Consider the following 15,054-nt stretch of genomic DNA (forward strand, 5'->3'; position numbering starts at 1 on the left):
AAAGCACAGTGAATACTGTGCTTTTTTCGTAGCCCCGAGCAGAATCGAACTGCTATCTAATGTTTAGGAAACATCTATTCTATCCGTTGAACTACGGGGCCGAGATGCAAAACTACTATTTTAGATAAGTCCTGCAAACAAAAATATTCAAAACTCGGCATACAATCTCATTATTAACATAAAAAGTTTGAACTTGAGCGCTGAATCTATCCATAAATAAAAAAACATGTTCAAAAGGTTTCAATCGAAAAGAAAATGGAACCGATGAACAATCAACATTGACAACAGATCCAATAGATATCAATTATAGATATCCCTTTTTAACTATAGACAAAACCAATAGTTAATAACTAAATTCAATATTTATTCGTCTTAAAAAAGCGTACTTTTGTATAACAAAAAAGAAAGAATATTATTATGAGTTTTACAGGTAAAAATTTCCCTAGCATCGCTGTTGATGCCATTGATTATTTAGGTGACAACTTCACCATTAACATTTTTGAAAAAGCAAAATCCGAGGGAAAGAAAATTTTATTATTCTGGTACCCTAAAGACTTTACTTTTGTATGTCCTACAGAATTACACGCATTCCAAGAAGCTGCCCAAGAATTGGAAAAAAGAAATACAATCATTGTAGGTGCTTCATGTGATTCAGCAGAAGTTCACTTTGCATGGTTAAACACTGCAAAAGATAACGGAGGTATAGAAGGAGTTGAATACCCAATCATCGCAGATACGAACCGTAACTTATCCAGTGTATTGGATATTTTAGAAATGAAAGAAGTTCAGCATCCAGAATACGGTACTTTGGTAGAAGGATCAGCGGTTAGTTACCGTGCAACTTACCTGATCGATGAGGATGGTAAAGTATTCCATGAATCTGTAAATGATATGCCTTTAGGACGTAACGTTAAAGAATTCATCCGTTTGATCGACGCGTATGCGCACGTTCAAAAACACGGAGAAGTGTGTCCCGCAAACTGGGAAGAAGGAAAAGATGCAATGAACGCAACCCGCGAGGGCGTAGCATCCTACCTATCTCAGAACTAGTAACCCATTTTAAAAAGAGAGGGTCAAAAGCCTTCTCTTTTTTCAAAAAATTAAACAAAAGAACAATGTTAGAAGAACTAAATTCAGATAATTTACAAGAAATCATAGACAATAATGAAATTGTCATGGTTCAGTATGCAGCATCATGGTGCGGAAATTGTCGTATCATGAAACCAAAATTCAAAAAGCTTTCAAATGAGACAGAAAATGTGGCCTTCGTCATTGCTGATGCAGAAAAATTTCCAGAATCAAGAAAGCTTGCTAACGTAAATAACCTTCCTACGTTCGCTGCCTTTAAAAACGGAAAACTTGTCAACCAAGTACAAACAAATAAAATTGACGGATTAACAGATTTATTAAATGAAGTTACCAATAATTAAACACCTGACAGAGTTTATCGCGGAAAACGACGCCGACTTTGTCTTGGAAACCATTGAAACCTTGGAGTCCTTAACAGAAGTAACTCAGTTAAAAGACGAAGAACTCGATGTTATTGGGGAATTAATCTCCAATATGTATGGTGCAGTTGAAGTGAATAAACTCGTTCAATCAGGAATGAGTCAAAAAGAAGCATTAAACACCTTTATGAAGCGTGTTCTAGGATCGATCGACAAGTAACGTCCATCAATATCGATTTCTCGGGGATTAAGATCCATAGACTCTTCTCACAAACCTGTTCATAACTTAACTGTTGTGGAAAAGTATTTCAATCAATAGCTCGTAATATATTAACAATAAATCTTACTTTTATACTTGTTAAGGTTAGACCAAATAAAAGCGCATCTTCCTAAAGAAATGAACCAAATGGTATATCTCCAAAGGTTGAAGTCAAAGATTTTTAATTGTTGGTAAAAGGAATCAAAATAATTTGATTCCTTTTATTTTTTGCCAAATCTTCATTACTTTTAAAGCTATGATGCACAAAATAATAAACCTATTCGTTTTCCTAATAGTCTGCATTTCATTTTCCTGTGCGCAACAAAGCGCCTCCTCTTCTGAAATCAAACACAGAATAAATAAGCTCAACAGTCTTGGAACTGTACTTTATTTTGCAGCGCATCCAGATGATGAGAACACCCGGCTGATCTCCTGGTTAGCGAATGACCAAAATTACAGAACGGCTTATCTTTCGCTGACCCGCGGTGATGGAGGACAAAACCTACTTGGAACTGAACAAGGTATAAACCTAGGCTTGATCCGAACTCAGGAATTATTGGCAGCCAGGAGAATTGATAAGGGGGAACAATACTTTAGCTCTGCTTACGATTTTGGTTTCTCAAAAACACATGAGGAAACTTTTTCCTTTTGGGATCAACAAGAAATCATAAAAGAAGCGGTTTACATCATTCGTAAACTTCAGCCAGATGTTATTATTACCCGATTCCCGCCTGACAGTCGTGGGGGCCATGGTCATCATCAGGCATCAGCGATCATTGCTAAACAGGCCTACGAATTAGCCTCAGATCCAACCAAATTCCCTGAGCAGTTAAAAACAGTTAAGCCCTGGAAAGCCAAAAGATTAGTATGGAATGCCGCAAATTTTGGCGGAATGAACAACACGACTCCGCAGCAGCTCCAAGTTGAAATCACAGACTATAACCCACTCTTGGGCTATTCCTATGGAGAGATTGCAGCCCTAAGCCGTTCCCAACACAAAAGTCAAGGGTTCGGAGCCTCGGCCAACCGTGGAACAAGCACAGAGTATTTTGAGCATGTGGCCGGAGAAAAGGCAATCAAAAGTCTCCTAGATGGTCAAAATACTACCTGGGAAAGACTAGATGAACCGACTCAAAACATTACAGAACAGATCAGCACCATTCAAAAAGATTTTAACATAAACAATCCTGCCAGCTCTATTGAAGGCTTAGTGAAACTCTATGGCTTAATCAGCAACTTAAAATCTGGCGTGTACAAAGACTATAAGCTCCAGCAAATTCAGGATCTAATTCTACTATCAGCGGGCGTCGTTACTGAATCTAACGTAACCAAGCCGAGCTACGTGATGGGAGAATCTATTTCCATATCCAATGAAATCATTGTCCGTAACCCTAGTCAAAAAGTTCGTTTAATAGCTATAGATGGTATATCCATTGAAGAAGATGTCCCTTTTAATCAGACCCAAAAATATGCAGCCTCAAAAGCCATCTCTGATTGGTCTGAACCTTTTTGGTTAGAATCACCTCATAGCCTTGGTAAATTTACTGTTTCGCAAGAACACTACGGACTGGCCGAAAATCCAAATAAACCAAAAACCATATTCGAAATCGAAATCGCCGATTTACGACTCAAAATCCACCAAAACATAAATCATAAATATGTAGATCCTGTTGATGGCGAGATCCATCAACCCATACATATTAGCCCGGCAATTACGGCAAATTTAGACAGAAGTCATCTTTTTGTGGATAAGGTTGATGAAAAAAACATTTCCTTAGTACTTAAAAATCACAGCACTCAGAGTCAAAAAGTAAAAATTAGCTTTAAGGATTTAAATGGTTTCGAAATTCAAAACCAAGGAGAGGAAATCACTTTAGACGCTGACCAGGAAATAAAAAAAACATACCTATTGTCCAATCCAAAAGGAAGCAAACAAGCCCGTATTCAAATTCTAATAAATGATACCCCCCTGTACACCACAAGAAATATAGCTTATCAACATATACCGGAAATTACATGGTTTGAACCTTTAGTTTTAGAAGCTAAAAACTTAGAACTCATCAATCCGATTCAAAAAGTAGCGTATATTCCGGGGGCAGGAGATTTAATACCCAGTTCTTTAGAAAATATCGGGATAAGAGTGGATCAATTAACGGACGATCAAACCGGCCTAGAAAACTTAAAACAATACCAGGCTGTTGTGATTGGCGTTCGTGCTTTTAATGTCAACAAAAATGCACGAGGTTGGATGGAAAACCTATTGGCCTATGCCCAGCAGGGCGGAAGTGTGCTGATTCAATACAATGTAAATTCAAAATTGCAAACCAATAAATTTGGTCCATACCCATTTGAAATATCAAGAGAGCGCGTAACCCAAGAAGATTCCCCTGTGCACTTTGTTGACCCCACCGACCCAGTTCTAAATTATCCCAATAAAATCACAAAAGAGGATTTTGATGGTTGGGTCCAAGAGAGAGGCTTGTATTTCGCACACCAAATAGACGCGCATTACAGGACCCCGATCGCAATGGCCGACAAAGGGCAAGAGAATAACAAGGGCTCGCTACTCATTACCAAATACGGAAAAGGGAAGTTCGTGTATACCTCACTGTCCTTTTTCAGACAATTACCCGCAGGAGTTCCCGGAGCTTATAGATTATTTGTAAATTTGCTGGCTAAGGAAGAAAAATAAAATTTAGACAATGGAAAATCAAATCGAAAAATCAAATGGCATTAACGCCAAAAGCATTATTTTATTAGCAGGAACCATTTTAGGAGGATTAACAGCATGCGTAGCCTCAGGTACTTTCCTAGGGGTTTTATCAGGAATTGTTGGTGGGTTGATTTTTGCGACGATCTTCATTACTGTTATTCTGCCACATAAATCACATGATAGATAAGAGACATGCACCCCAACCTAGTAAATGGAGACAATTGTATTGGGTAATTGTTCTATGGTTACTGGTATGCATTGTTCTTATGTATTTTTTCACTAGACATTTCGGATGAGTAATATAGATTGGATAGTACTCATCCTAACCTTGCTTTTAATCGTAATCTACGGTATATACAAAAGCAAGAACGTCAAAAACATTGACGGTTACATTCTAAGTGACCGATCCCTGCCTTGGTACACGGTTGGACTCTCGGTCATGGCGACCCAAGCCAGCGCGATTACTTTTCTTTCGGCCCCTGGTTTAGCCTACAGTTCTGGAATGAGCTTTGTCCAATTCTACTTTGGTTTGCCCTTGGCTATGATTGTCCTGTGCGTGACCTTTGTACCTATATTTCACCGACTCAAAGTATATACCGCCTACGAATTTCTTGAAAAAAGGTTCGACGTTAAAACCAGAGCATTAACAGCCATCTTGTTTCTAATTCAAAGAGGAATATCAACCGGTATCACCATATTTGCCCCCGCTATTATTCTCTCGACCATCCTCCAAATTGATTTAACCCAAACGACCATTGCCATTGGAAGTTTGGTGGTTATCTACACGGTATACGGAGGAACAAAAGCTGTTTCTTACACCCAGTTGCTCCAAATGTCAATCATCTTCGCAGGCTTATTAATGGCAGGAGTATTGGTTGTTCATCTTTTACCTCAGGACATTGGATTCTCAGAAGCTTTGCATATCGCTGGAAAATCTGGAAAAGCCAATGCCATAGATTTAACCTTCGATTTAGACAACCAATACACCGTCTGGACCGGATTAATAGGTGGCTTTTTTCTGCAACTGTCTTACTTTGGAACAGACCAAAGCCAGGTAGGCAGATACCTAACCGGAGCTTCCGTTCGCCAGAGTCGTTTGGGTTTGGTGATGAACGGTCTGCTAAAAGTTCCCATGCAGTTCTGTATTTTGTTGATTGGCATTCTTGTATTCGCCTATTATCAGTACCACACCCCGCCACTGTTTTTTAATGAAAATGAGACCAATAAATTAGAAAACAGCATCTACAAAGAAGATTATGTCCAAATCATGGGGCAACATGAAAAGGTAAGCCAGCAGAAAACGCTAACCATCAATCAACTCACCCAAGCATTATTGAACAAAACAGAGGATCCTGAGCAGATTCAAAATATCACCGCAAAACTTCAAGGCTTTGCCGAAAAAGAAAAGGGCTTAAGGGAGGATCTTATTGAACTCATCAAGAAGAACGACTCGCAAGCAGATACGAACGATAACAACTATATCTTCCTGAAGTTCGTCACCGATACCTTCCCTAAAGGCTTAATAGGGCTCTTGATTGCCATTATATTCCTAGCCTCGATGGGTGCCACCGCATCGGCCATTAATTCCCTTTCCTCTACAACAGTAATAGATATTTATAAGCGGTTCGTACAAAAAAAAGGAAATGATGCGCATTATTTAAAGGTATCCAGGATAGCGACATTATGTTGGGGAATATTTACGATCGGCATAGCCTTATACGCAAACAGGTTAGGTAATTTACTCGAGGCAGTGAACATCCTGGGTTCTTTGTTTTATGGAACAATCCTTGGAATTTTTCTGGTTGCCTTCTACGTGAAGAAGATTGGTGCAAAATCAGTTTTTTGGTCGGCCCTGATCACCGAGGCTATCATTATAGGGATTTGGATGATGGATATAGTTGCCTTTTTATGGCTAAATTTAATTGGCTGTTTATTGGTGATCCTTATCGGTTTACTTTTACAGCAAATCACAAAGTGTGAAATCAATGACCTGGAAGATCCCTCCCAAAGCCACTAGAAAAGTCAAACGACCTAATAGAATTTGCGGTACAGATCATATAGAACAGCCTTATCATGATCGGTTAGAACCTCTGAGAGATCAGATTTAATGAACTTTCGTTTAAAAGATTTAATCACAGCGGGCAAATTAGAGGTATCATAACCCATAATTTTCAACGCATCGATCGGATTAAAATTAGCGGGTACACCCGGTAGATAATCCGGATTATACCAAATACCAAACCCCCTGTGTGCAAGTTTATGCCAAGGAAAAAATACGTTAGGATCGTTTTTTCTTGTCGGCGAAAAATCGCTATGTCCGATAAAGTTTTTTTGTGGAATACTATATTTGCTTTTTAAGCTGTCCAAAAGGGACATTAAAGAGTCAATCTGGACCTCAGGAAAAGGTTCCTGTCCGTTGTTGTCAAGCTCAATACCAATGGAAACAGAATTCATATCGGTAATTGCACCCCATTTCCCTTTTCCAGCATGCCAGCCACGCAAGTAATCATTCAACATCTGCACGATGCGGCCATCCCTTCCAATGATATAATGACTGCTGACCTTTGTGTGAGCCAATTGAAAGGTACGAATGGTTTGCGCTAAACTATTCTGAGATGTATGATGAATCATGACAAATTGTGGCTTAGACACATCGTAATGCATCGCACTTGCATAATCATAATTTTTGTCAATTCCCCCACTCATCATATTCCAAACCAGCTCTTGTTGGCTTAAAACGGTGTCCACCTGAAGGAGCGAATCGGAGGATTGAGCAAGCGCAATTATACCCGTACTATCCGCCACTTCCTGCAAACTATCTATAGTGCTCTCGATCACAGGTGAAGGTTTCACTACGGTAGTTTCCCCTTGTGGATTAGAGAGTACCTTGGTTTTCTTTGCTGTCGAACAAGCGCTCAGCAGACACACCATCGTAAAGAGCAGATATCCCTTACTATTTCTTAACATTAAACTTATTTAGGTAAATTCAGCAGCAGACCCATGGACATCATTTGACTCCATTGGACCTTCCCATCTAAAGCCGAATCATACAGCACAGTCCCTCCCAATGAAACGTTTACGATGGAGGTTATTCTGGCTGAAAGTGTAGCATCCAAGCGATGATCTGGGTCATTTAAATCCAAATAATCCGCAAAAAGATTGTAACGCGACTTCAAATTAAGATTTTTGGAAAGATTACGGTCCAAGTTAGCCGTCAACTGAAATGCCAGTTCATTCTTGATCGTTTTCCCTTCTTCTACACCAAATTTTGGTCCAGTACCTTTGGTCACATCGTTCTCATCAAAATAATGGCCGTGTTTACGAAAATACTGGTCCGCCGTAAGCGGTTTTAACCGGTTGTCCAAAACCAAAGTCTGTCTTGCAGTACCTGTACCAAAACGCAGAGAGAACGTATTGTCAGGCTTGTATTCCAAACCGAAAGATTCCGTAAAGTACCCCGGAGCCATAAAAGAAGACCGCACCCCCGAGACAATCTCGTCACCGTTCTCATCTTTCGTATAATGGAATGAGTTGTCCATCTGGGTCTCATAGGTTAAGGAAACGAATAGAGACCACGCTTTAGCCAATTTATAGGATAATTTATTATCCCAGAAAAGTCGGTCGTTATTGGGTTTAGCCAATTGCTTCTCATTCTTAACCTTACCATACTTCATATCTAGTTCCGTAGTAAAATTGAAGTTATTCCGGTTAAAGTCAGATTTATGCCACAGTATCCCACCAACCGAATAGGATTTCAATCCACCCAATTTCCAGTTTTCACTGAAAGTAGCTTGATTAAAATTCAAGCCAAACTTCGTCCAATGCTTCCAATAGTTAACCTCTAAGTTTAATTTAGGAATAGGCACACTAATGTTTTTTATCGCTAAGGCGTCTTGTTTCTCTTGGTTTGTAATTGAACTATCCGGTTTAACACGTAATTCTTTTAAGTCCTGAGCTTCAGCCAAGCTCATTCCAAAGATCAACGTGAAAACAGGCAATAAGTGACGTTTTATATTCATGTTACTTTTCATTATTAACATCCATTTTTATATCTGGCAATTCCCGCAAAGGTCGTAAATTTGGATGTAGTTTAAACACTTCGTAGTTATTTTTTATATAGCTAACCAAATTATAATGGTCTCCTTGGGAAACAAATTCATAAGAAGGTCTAAAGAGTTGCATAAATACCTTTAATTCCTCTCCTTGCAAACCTATCAAATTCCGTACTAATTCCGGCGTAAAATAAAAATCAACTATATTTTGTTCATGCAATTTCTGAATATATTTGGTAAATCTCTTCGCATTTCGACCTTCCTTGCTCACCATTTTATACAAGGAATTAATGTTCAAACCAGCACCGGTTCTGCCAACCGAAAAGTAATCACCGGGGGTCGCCAGATCGAACGCTTTCTTGTAATCTTTTTTCAATTCCGCCAGGACATCATCAGGATTCCTGCGACCAAAAACAGTTACAGTTTCTATCGCCTCAACCTTTTCTTGTAGTTGAACAATTAACGCTTTTTGATTTTCAAAAACAACAGTATCAGAGCTAAAACCCATTTTTTTGAACATCAGGACATCTCCTGGGTTAACCTTAATATGAAATTCACCAAGAATATCATTGTATTGATACTTCCCGGTAGTTAGGTTTCTAATCTGTACTTGGCCCAAACGCTGCTTACTTTGCTGATCATACACAATACCCTGAAGGGACTCCTGAGTAAAACCAGAAAGAGGAGCCAACAAGCACGCAAATAAGCAAAATTGAAATAGTTTTTTCACCACTATAAAACTACATCTTAGATACTTATGATGCTAATATTTAACAAATTTTAATTGATGTTGTAACTATTTTGATACGACCAGAAGCTGACCGATAGAAATGCTTTCAGAAGACATTCCGTTAAGTTCTTTAATTTGGGCGACGGAAATTTTAAATTTAGAAGCGATACTCAAAAGCGTGTCTGAGGCTTTTACCTCATAAATCACCATGGCAAGAGGTTTTTTGATTTCAGGTTCAGCGATCACAGGCTCGGTTTGCTCTTTTTGTTCAATGATCTCCTCCACCTGATGAACCCTCGCCACCACTTCCTTGGGCACCTCCGCATGATCGTATTGTTGGAGATTATAGCGTTCAATGAGGTTAATTAACAATTCAGGATAGCGGGGATTTGTCGCATAACCAGCGGCCTTGAGTCCTTTTGCCCATCCTTTGTAATCGTCCTTCGCTAAAGTAAAAAGTTTCTCGTAGCGTTTACGCAATAAAAACTGGGTGTGATCACGAAACGAATCTTCCGCATTTGAGTACACTCGGAAGCAGTCATTGGGGCTATCGTCCGATTTTCGAATTGATTTACCATCCCAGGTTCCTCCACATTTAATTCCAAAATGGTTGTTGGCGGAACGGGCTAAATCACTATTCCCGTTTCCAGATTCCAGAATAGCCTGAGCCAGCTTGATGCTCGCCGGAACTCCGTAACGATTCATTTCTTGAATTGCGATGTCCTTGTACCGATCAATATACGAGATTGCAGTACTGGAGATTGCTCCTTTTGTAGATGTAGAGCTTCCTACAGTACTCGATTTACTCCCCAAAGAAACATTCCTTTTGGAACCACAGGAGGCAAAAAATATGGCCAATAATAAACTGGCCAATAAAAATTTTTTCATTCGTTGATCGTGAAACTAGTTGAGAACTGCTTTTTCGTCGTATTGATCTAAATTATAAGAACTAATCGTGGAAAGTACTTTTTTGGACCAATCTGAAGATTCAGAATAACCCGATCTTGAAATTCCATTTACCCAGTCTTTATAATCATCCGAATCGTGCTTCGAGAACAAAGGCTTAGTTGCCTTTCGACGTTGCAGCAACCCGACAAAATCCCGATAAGAATCCAGAACTGAAGCATACCCTTTATACGCGGAACGTATTTTCTTACTATTGTTCTTCCCTTTAATTCCAAAATGATTATTCAGATAACGGGCAATGCGGCTGTTACCATAAGCGCTCTCGTGAATAGCAACGGCTAATATTACAGAAGCTGGAACACCCGTTTCACGCATAAGCTTCTGCGCAGCAGGGCTGTGCTTAGAAATATACGTTTTTGTTGTGTAGTCTTGAGCGTATAGCCCAAAAGATGCAAATGTTGTAAGTAAACCTACCACAAAAATCCTTCTACAATGTTTAAGCATAAACTTATTATTTAGTGAACACTACTTTTTGCGCAAGACAAAAAGCCCATCTCGAATTGGCAAAATCAACTTCTCCACCCGATCATCACTTGCCAGTGTTTTATTTAATTCAATTATTTGTTTTGTTTGACTATCCGGGGTACTATCAAAAACCTTGCCTTTCCAGAGGACATTGTCAATTAATATAATACCTGTCGTTTTAACCCTAGGCAATAACTGTTCATAGTAATACAGATTATTCTTCTTGTCCGCGTCAATAAAGACCAAATCAAACTCTCCTTGGATTTGCGGAATCACCATGGAGGCATCGCCGATATGATACCGGATTTGATCCCTGAACTCCGATTCATCAAAGTAGCCCTGAACCCGATCTTTTTTCTCTTCATTGATATCGATCGTATGCAGAATTCCCCCCTCTGGAAGGCCCTCAGCCAAGCATAAACTCGCATACCCGGTAAACGTTCCAATTTCTAAGGCCAGCTTAGGTTGAACCATTTTACTAAGCATTGAAAGCACCCTTCCCTGATAATGACCCGAGAGCATATGCGGCATTGTCTCCTTCAGATAAGTCTCTCTATTGACCTTGGCTAACAGGGGATTTTGAGCATCCGCAGTGTCCTCTAAATACGAATTCAGTTGATCAGATTTTTCAAACATTTGCCCAAAGATAAGAATTCAAAAATAATAGCACAAAGAGTTTTTAATCAACAAGCTGTAAAACAACAACTTAGTTCGTAACAAAATCGCTCGAACGAGATTGACCAATCTTTGCTACTAAATCCCAAAAAATAGCTTTAACCCCCTTTGAGTAAGCAAAACTTTTCAGTAGGAACACCGTGCAAGTCTCCGCAAAAAACAGACGTGAATCCCGCTTTCTCAAGAATCCGTTTGGAGCCTAGATTAGCAGGATCAATCAGGCCAACAATCGATCTCGAAGGATCTATGGAATCCGCAAGGTGAAGCATCGAAGCACAAACGCGGCTTCCTAAACCCTGTCTCCAGTATTCCTTTTTGATTAGGTAGCCTAGTTCGAAGTGTGAGGGGTCATCCTTATCATTGACCAATTTGCATTCTCCGAGTACCTGTTGGGTCTCCGAGTTTATAATTTTAAAATAACCCAAATATTGATCCTGGTTATTGATCTGCAAAATTTGATCAAATTTTGCGCGTGCCTGCTCCAAAGCCATTCCATACCCCGTTATAAAGCGCATCTGAAGATCATCGCCAACCAGGGCACAATAATTCTCAAAATCTTCCTCGATATATTTTTCAAATGCAAGTTCAAGCTCACTCATCATTTTCTGTCAACGGTTTAATGGACTAAAATAGAATTAATTTTAAATAACCAGAAGAATCCCCATGGAAAGTAAAAAACCCGCCAATATGCAATGCCCCCAAAAAGTTAGACACTTTCTGGGGGCACTCTAATAAGACGGGTTTTGATACCAAATATTTTTCCTCCCTAAATCTTAAGCGAGAGAGGCTGTAATTAACCGTAAAAATTCTGAACGCGTCACATCATTTTGGAATGCTCCGGTAAAGGCAGAAGTAGTGGTTACCGAGTTCTGTTTCTGAACACCCCTCATAGCCATACACATGTGTTTACACTCAATAACTACGGCCACACCAGCTGGGTTTAACGTACTTTGTATACAATCGCGTATTTCATTGGTTAACCGCTCCTGAACCTGAAGTCTTCTGGCAAAAATATCCACTACCCGAGGAATTTTACTTAAACCGACAATATGCCCATTTGGAATATAGGCAACGTGCGCTTTGCCAAAAAAAGGAAGCATATGATGTTCACACATCGAATACACCTCGATATCCTTGACAACGACCATCTGACTATATTCTTCTTCAAACATGGCTCCCCTTAAAACCTCCGCCGGATCAACCTTGTAACCATGTGTTAAAAATTGCAGGGCCTTGGCAACACGTTCCGGGGTTTTTAATAGACCTTCACGATTTGGATCCTCACCAAGGGCTTCTAGTATATCGGAATAATGACTGGAAATTCGAATGACTTTATTTTCGTCATATTGATCAATTTTTGAGTAGCCGTTACGCTCGGTATCTTCAAATTCTTGAAATTCGTTCATCTAAACTGTAGTTTTTGTTTACTCGCCGAAATATTCGACGTAATTGTTTTCGGTTTCATGAAGACGAACTCCATGCAGAATAACATTCTCTTGTTGAAAAAATGGGGATAATATGTTAAAGATCTCAACGGCCATAACCTCGGTGGAGGCCATCTTACCTTTCATAAAATCCACATCTAAATTCACATTTCGGTGATCCAGTTTATCGATAATATGTTCAACAATGATCTCTTTCATCAACTTTAGATCTATAAGAAAGCCTGTCGCCGGGTTGATTTCACCCTTAACAGTCACAAATAGATCATAATTATGTCCATGCCAGTTCGGATTGGAACAATTCCCGAATACTCTTTCATTTTCTTGGGCCGTCCAGTCTTCACGATAAAGCTTATGAGCAGCGTTAAATCGCTCACGTCGTGTAATATAAATCATAATGACAAAGATAAACTAAAATAACGTATTTTAGTGTTTTGAGCTTTAGATATGAATATTCTCGTTGTTGCGGCAACCCCGCAAGAAATACAACCCTGCATTCCCTTATTGATTCAGAATAATATAGATTATTTATTAACAGGGGTAGGAATGGTCGCAACGGCTTTTTCTTTGGGGCAACATCTGAAAGGTAAAACCTATGATCTCATATTAAATTTAGGAATCGCAGGTACATTCTGCAAATCGCATTCTTTGGGACAGCTCTACCGAATCCAAAACGATTCAATCTATCTGTTAGGTGCTCAGAATGATCAGGAATTCCTCAGCATAGAACAGCTTGGCTTTGGAAAATCAACTTTTTCAGAAATCCTTCCTGTACACGATCTTGGACAAACATTTCAGCAATTACCGAGCATCAATGCCATTACGGTAAACACGGTACATGGTAACCAGCAGAGTATTTTGGAGATCATTCGAGAACGCGGTGAGAATTTACTTGAAAGCATGGAAGGGGCCTCCTTTTTCTATGTCACCAATCAAATGGGCATCCCCAGCATCCAGATCAGGGCGCTATCCAATCTGGTTGAAACAAGAAATACCGCCAATTGGAATATCCCAAAAGCATTAGCTGAATTAAACAACTGGTTAGAATCCTTTATTCTCAGCCACAGACAATAACTAGGCTATATATATTTTCAACTCAAGACCTTTTGCGCTTAAAATAGTATAATCTGCTACGAAAATTCAAGAAAATATAGTATTTTTGCGTATCTATTCAAAATTCACTATCTGTAATACTGATGAGAGAAATACAATACCGAGAAGCGCTTCGGGAAGCAATGAACGAAGAAATGCGCAAAGACGAAACAATATTTTTGATGGGCGAGGAAGTCGCTGAATATAATGGTGCTTACAAAGTAAGTCAGGGCATGCTTGAGGAATTTGGAGCAAAGCGCATTATTGACACCCCAATTGCTGAACTTGGATTTGCAGGTATCGGTGTGGGAGCAGCAATGAATGGCCTTAAACCAATCATTGAATTCATGACATTCAACTTCTCATTAGTTGCAATTGACCAGATAATAAATGCTGCAGCAAAACTACGTCAGATGAGCGGCGGACAGTTTTCTTGTCCTATTGTTTTTAGAGGTCCGACTGGAAATGCAGGGCAATTAGGAGCACAACACTCCCAAAACTTTGAAAACTGGTATGCAAACGTACCTGGGTTAAAAGTGGTTGTCCCTTCAACACCTTATGACGCAAAAGGATTATTAAAATCAGCAATCATCGATCCAGATCCGGTAATCTTTATGGAATCTGAGGTTATGTATGGTGATAAAGGACAGGTTCCTGAAGAAGAATACTACTTGCCAATTGGTAAAGCTAACACGATCAAAGAAGGAACCGACGTAACCATCGTTTCTTTTGGTAAAATGCTCTCACGCGTGGTTATCCCTGCTGTAGAAGAATTAACCAAAGAAGGAATCAACGTTGAATTAATCGACTTACGCTCTGTACGTCCAATTGACTTTCCAGCAATTATCGAATCGGTTAAGAAAACAAACCGTTTAGTAATCGTAGAGGAAGCATGGCCTTTGGCTTCGATTTCATCAGAAGTATCTTTCCATGTTCAAAAACATGCATTTGATTACCTGGATGCACCAATTGTACGTGTAACTTCAGCAGATGTACCTTTGGGTTATGCGCCAACGTTAGTGGAGGCCAGTCTACCAAGCATTGCAAAAGTTGTAAAAGCAGTAAAGGAAGTTTCTTACGTAAGTAAATAAGAAAAAATATATTTATTCCCTTCTAAAGAGTCTGAAAGGAACTCCATAGAAGATAAATAAACCAGACAAGCAGTAGTAAACGAATGTTTACTACTGCTTTTTTTGTTCAGCTATTCGAACC

The 15,054-nt window shown here is 39.4% G+C and carries 17 protein-coding genes and 1 tRNA gene; 8 read left to right on the forward strand and 10 right to left on the reverse strand.

The annotated features are described in order from the left end of the window. Positions 1–29 precede the first annotated feature (29 nt). Positions 30–101, reverse strand: a tRNA-Arg gene (locus AC6CHH_RS13270). 316 nt (positions 102–417) lie between these two features. On the opposite strand from AC6CHH_RS13270, the gene AC6CHH_RS13275 reads away from it, so the two are divergent. From AC6CHH_RS13275 to AC6CHH_RS13300, 6 genes are all read left to right on the forward strand, one after another. Next, entirely contained in the window at positions 418–1,050 is a 633-nt protein-coding gene (locus AC6CHH_RS13275) for a peroxiredoxin (RefSeq protein ID WP_498283643.1), read from the forward strand. Positions 1,051–1,115: 65 nt separating this feature from the next. Next, positions 1,116–1,430 carry a thioredoxin family protein gene (locus AC6CHH_RS13280; protein ID WP_498283645.1) on the forward strand — a complete coding sequence of 105 codons (315 nt, stop codon included), beginning with the start codon at positions 1,116–1,118 and terminating at the stop codon, positions 1,428–1,430. Further along, a complete protein-coding gene (locus AC6CHH_RS13285; RefSeq protein ID WP_498283647.1) occupies positions 1,411–1,668 on the forward strand; it encodes a DUF6952 family protein in 258 nt (85 codons plus the stop codon). The genes AC6CHH_RS13280 and AC6CHH_RS13285 overlap by 20 nt, the downstream gene beginning before the upstream one ends. Before the next feature lie 295 nt (positions 1,669–1,963). Beyond that, the gene (locus AC6CHH_RS13290; RefSeq protein ID WP_498283649.1) at positions 1,964–4,399 is read left to right on the forward strand and encodes a PIG-L family deacetylase; all 2,436 of its coding nucleotides are present in this window, start codon (positions 1,964–1,966) and stop codon (positions 4,397–4,399) included. Between the two features lie 10 nt (positions 4,400–4,409). After that, complete coding sequence (locus AC6CHH_RS13295; RefSeq protein WP_498283651.1) at positions 4,410–4,607, forward strand: hypothetical protein; 198 nt, start codon at positions 4,410–4,412, stop codon at positions 4,605–4,607. Between the two features lie 105 nt (positions 4,608–4,712). Further along, positions 4,713–6,437: a sodium:solute symporter family protein gene (locus AC6CHH_RS13300; RefSeq protein WP_498283653.1), complete on the forward strand. Its 1,725-nt coding sequence runs from the start codon at positions 4,713–4,715 to the stop codon at positions 6,435–6,437. 14 nt (positions 6,438–6,451) lie between these two features. Here the strand turns inward: AC6CHH_RS13300 and AC6CHH_RS13305 are convergent, their stop codons facing one another. The 9 genes from AC6CHH_RS13305 to AC6CHH_RS13345 all read right to left on the reverse strand — a co-directional run bounded on the left by AC6CHH_RS13305 (position 6,452) and on the right by AC6CHH_RS13345 (position 13,146). Beyond that, entirely contained in the window at positions 6,452–7,387 is a 936-nt protein-coding gene (locus AC6CHH_RS13305; RefSeq protein WP_498283655.1) for an N-acetylmuramoyl-L-alanine amidase, read from the reverse strand. 5 nt (positions 7,388–7,392) lie between these two features. Continuing rightward, the gene (locus AC6CHH_RS13310) at positions 7,393–8,439 is read right to left on the reverse strand and encodes a DUF3078 domain-containing protein (protein ID WP_498283657.1); all 1,047 of its coding nucleotides are present in this window, start codon (positions 8,437–8,439) and stop codon (positions 7,393–7,395) included. Between the two features lies 1 nt (position 8,440). Beyond that, a complete protein-coding gene (locus tag AC6CHH_RS13315) occupies positions 8,441–9,202 on the reverse strand; it encodes a hypothetical protein (protein ID WP_498283659.1) in 762 nt (253 codons plus the stop codon). A gap of 66 nt (positions 9,203–9,268) precedes the next feature. Beyond that, positions 9,269–10,090: a glucosaminidase domain-containing protein gene (locus tag AC6CHH_RS13320; protein WP_498283661.1), complete on the reverse strand. Its 822-nt coding sequence runs from the start codon at positions 10,088–10,090 to the stop codon at positions 9,269–9,271. A 15-nt stretch (positions 10,091–10,105) separates the two neighbouring features. Then, positions 10,106–10,612: a glycoside hydrolase family 73 protein gene (locus AC6CHH_RS13325; RefSeq protein ID WP_498283663.1), complete on the reverse strand. Its 507-nt coding sequence runs from the start codon at positions 10,610–10,612 to the stop codon at positions 10,106–10,108. A gap of 21 nt (positions 10,613–10,633) precedes the next feature. Next, the gene (locus AC6CHH_RS13330; protein ID WP_498283665.1) at positions 10,634–11,269 is read right to left on the reverse strand and encodes an O-methyltransferase; all 636 of its coding nucleotides are present in this window, start codon (positions 11,267–11,269) and stop codon (positions 10,634–10,636) included. Between the two features lie 137 nt (positions 11,270–11,406). After that, positions 11,407–11,910, reverse strand: coding sequence for a GNAT family N-acetyltransferase (locus AC6CHH_RS13335; protein ID WP_498283667.1), 504 nt, complete (start codon positions 11,908–11,910; stop codon positions 11,407–11,409). Positions 11,911–12,081: 171 nt separating this feature from the next. After that, on the reverse strand, positions 12,082–12,714 hold the full coding sequence (folE, locus tag AC6CHH_RS13340; RefSeq protein WP_498283669.1) for a GTP cyclohydrolase I FolE: 633 nt from the start codon (positions 12,712–12,714) through the stop codon (positions 12,082–12,084). A gap of 18 nt (positions 12,715–12,732) precedes the next feature. Continuing rightward, the gene (locus AC6CHH_RS13345; protein WP_498283671.1) at positions 12,733–13,146 is read right to left on the reverse strand and encodes a 6-pyruvoyl trahydropterin synthase family protein; all 414 of its coding nucleotides are present in this window, start codon (positions 13,144–13,146) and stop codon (positions 12,733–12,735) included. A 51-nt stretch (positions 13,147–13,197) separates the two neighbouring features. Between AC6CHH_RS13345 and mqnB the strand changes: the two genes are divergently transcribed. Together mqnB and AC6CHH_RS13355 are read left to right on the forward strand one after the other, a co-directional pair. Then, positions 13,198–13,824 (forward strand): futalosine hydrolase, encoded by a 627-nt coding sequence (gene mqnB / locus AC6CHH_RS13350; RefSeq protein WP_498283673.1) that lies wholly within the window; start codon positions 13,198–13,200, stop codon positions 13,822–13,824. 122 nt (positions 13,825–13,946) lie between these two features. Beyond that, a complete protein-coding gene (locus AC6CHH_RS13355) occupies positions 13,947–14,933 on the forward strand; it encodes a pyruvate dehydrogenase complex E1 component subunit beta (RefSeq protein WP_498283675.1) in 987 nt (328 codons plus the stop codon). Positions 14,934–15,054 lie beyond the last annotated feature (121 nt).

The sequence above is a fragment of the Sphingobacterium sp. GQ94 genome (assembly GCF_059758715.1).

Coding starts and splice junctions, on each gene's coding strand:
- AC6CHH_RS13300 (WP_498283653.1), top strand. CDS start 4,713: ATGAGTAATATAGATTGGATAGTACTCATCCTAACCTTGCTTTTAATC.
- AC6CHH_RS13310 (WP_498283657.1), bottom strand. CDS start 8,439: ATGAATATAAAACGTCACTTATTGCCTGTTTTCACGTTGATCTTTGGA.
- AC6CHH_RS13295 (WP_498283651.1), top strand. CDS start 4,410: ATGGAAAATCAAATCGAAAAATCAAATGGCATTAACGCCAAAAGCATT.
- mqnB (WP_498283673.1), top strand. CDS start 13,198: ATGAATATTCTCGTTGTTGCGGCAACCCCGCAAGAAATACAACCCTGC.
- folE (WP_498283669.1), bottom strand. CDS start 12,714: ATGAACGAATTTCAAGAATTTGAAGATACCGAGCGTAACGGCTACTCA.
- AC6CHH_RS13305 (WP_498283655.1), bottom strand. CDS start 7,387: ATGTTAAGAAATAGTAAGGGATATCTGCTCTTTACGATGGTGTGTCTG.
- AC6CHH_RS13320 (WP_498283661.1), bottom strand. CDS start 10,090: ATGAAAAAATTTTTATTGGCCAGTTTATTATTGGCCATATTTTTTGCC.
- AC6CHH_RS13330 (WP_498283665.1), bottom strand. CDS start 11,269: ATGTTTGAAAAATCTGATCAACTGAATTCGTATTTAGAGGACACTGCG.
- AC6CHH_RS13355 (WP_498283675.1), top strand. CDS start 13,947: ATGAGAGAAATACAATACCGAGAAGCGCTTCGGGAAGCAATGAACGAA.
- AC6CHH_RS13290 (WP_498283649.1), top strand. CDS start 1,964: ATGATGCACAAAATAATAAACCTATTCGTTTTCCTAATAGTCTGCATT.
- AC6CHH_RS13275 (WP_498283643.1), top strand. CDS start 418: ATGAGTTTTACAGGTAAAAATTTCCCTAGCATCGCTGTTGATGCCATT.
- AC6CHH_RS13325 (WP_498283663.1), bottom strand. CDS start 10,612: ATGCTTAAACATTGTAGAAGGATTTTTGTGGTAGGTTTACTTACAACA.
- AC6CHH_RS13285 (WP_498283647.1), top strand. CDS start 1,411: ATGAAGTTACCAATAATTAAACACCTGACAGAGTTTATCGCGGAAAAC.
- AC6CHH_RS13280 (WP_498283645.1), top strand. CDS start 1,116: ATGTTAGAAGAACTAAATTCAGATAATTTACAAGAAATCATAGACAAT.
- AC6CHH_RS13345 (WP_498283671.1), bottom strand. CDS start 13,146: ATGATTTATATTACACGACGTGAGCGATTTAACGCTGCTCATAAGCTT.
- AC6CHH_RS13335 (WP_498283667.1), bottom strand. CDS start 11,910: ATGATGAGTGAGCTTGAACTTGCATTTGAAAAATATATCGAGGAAGAT.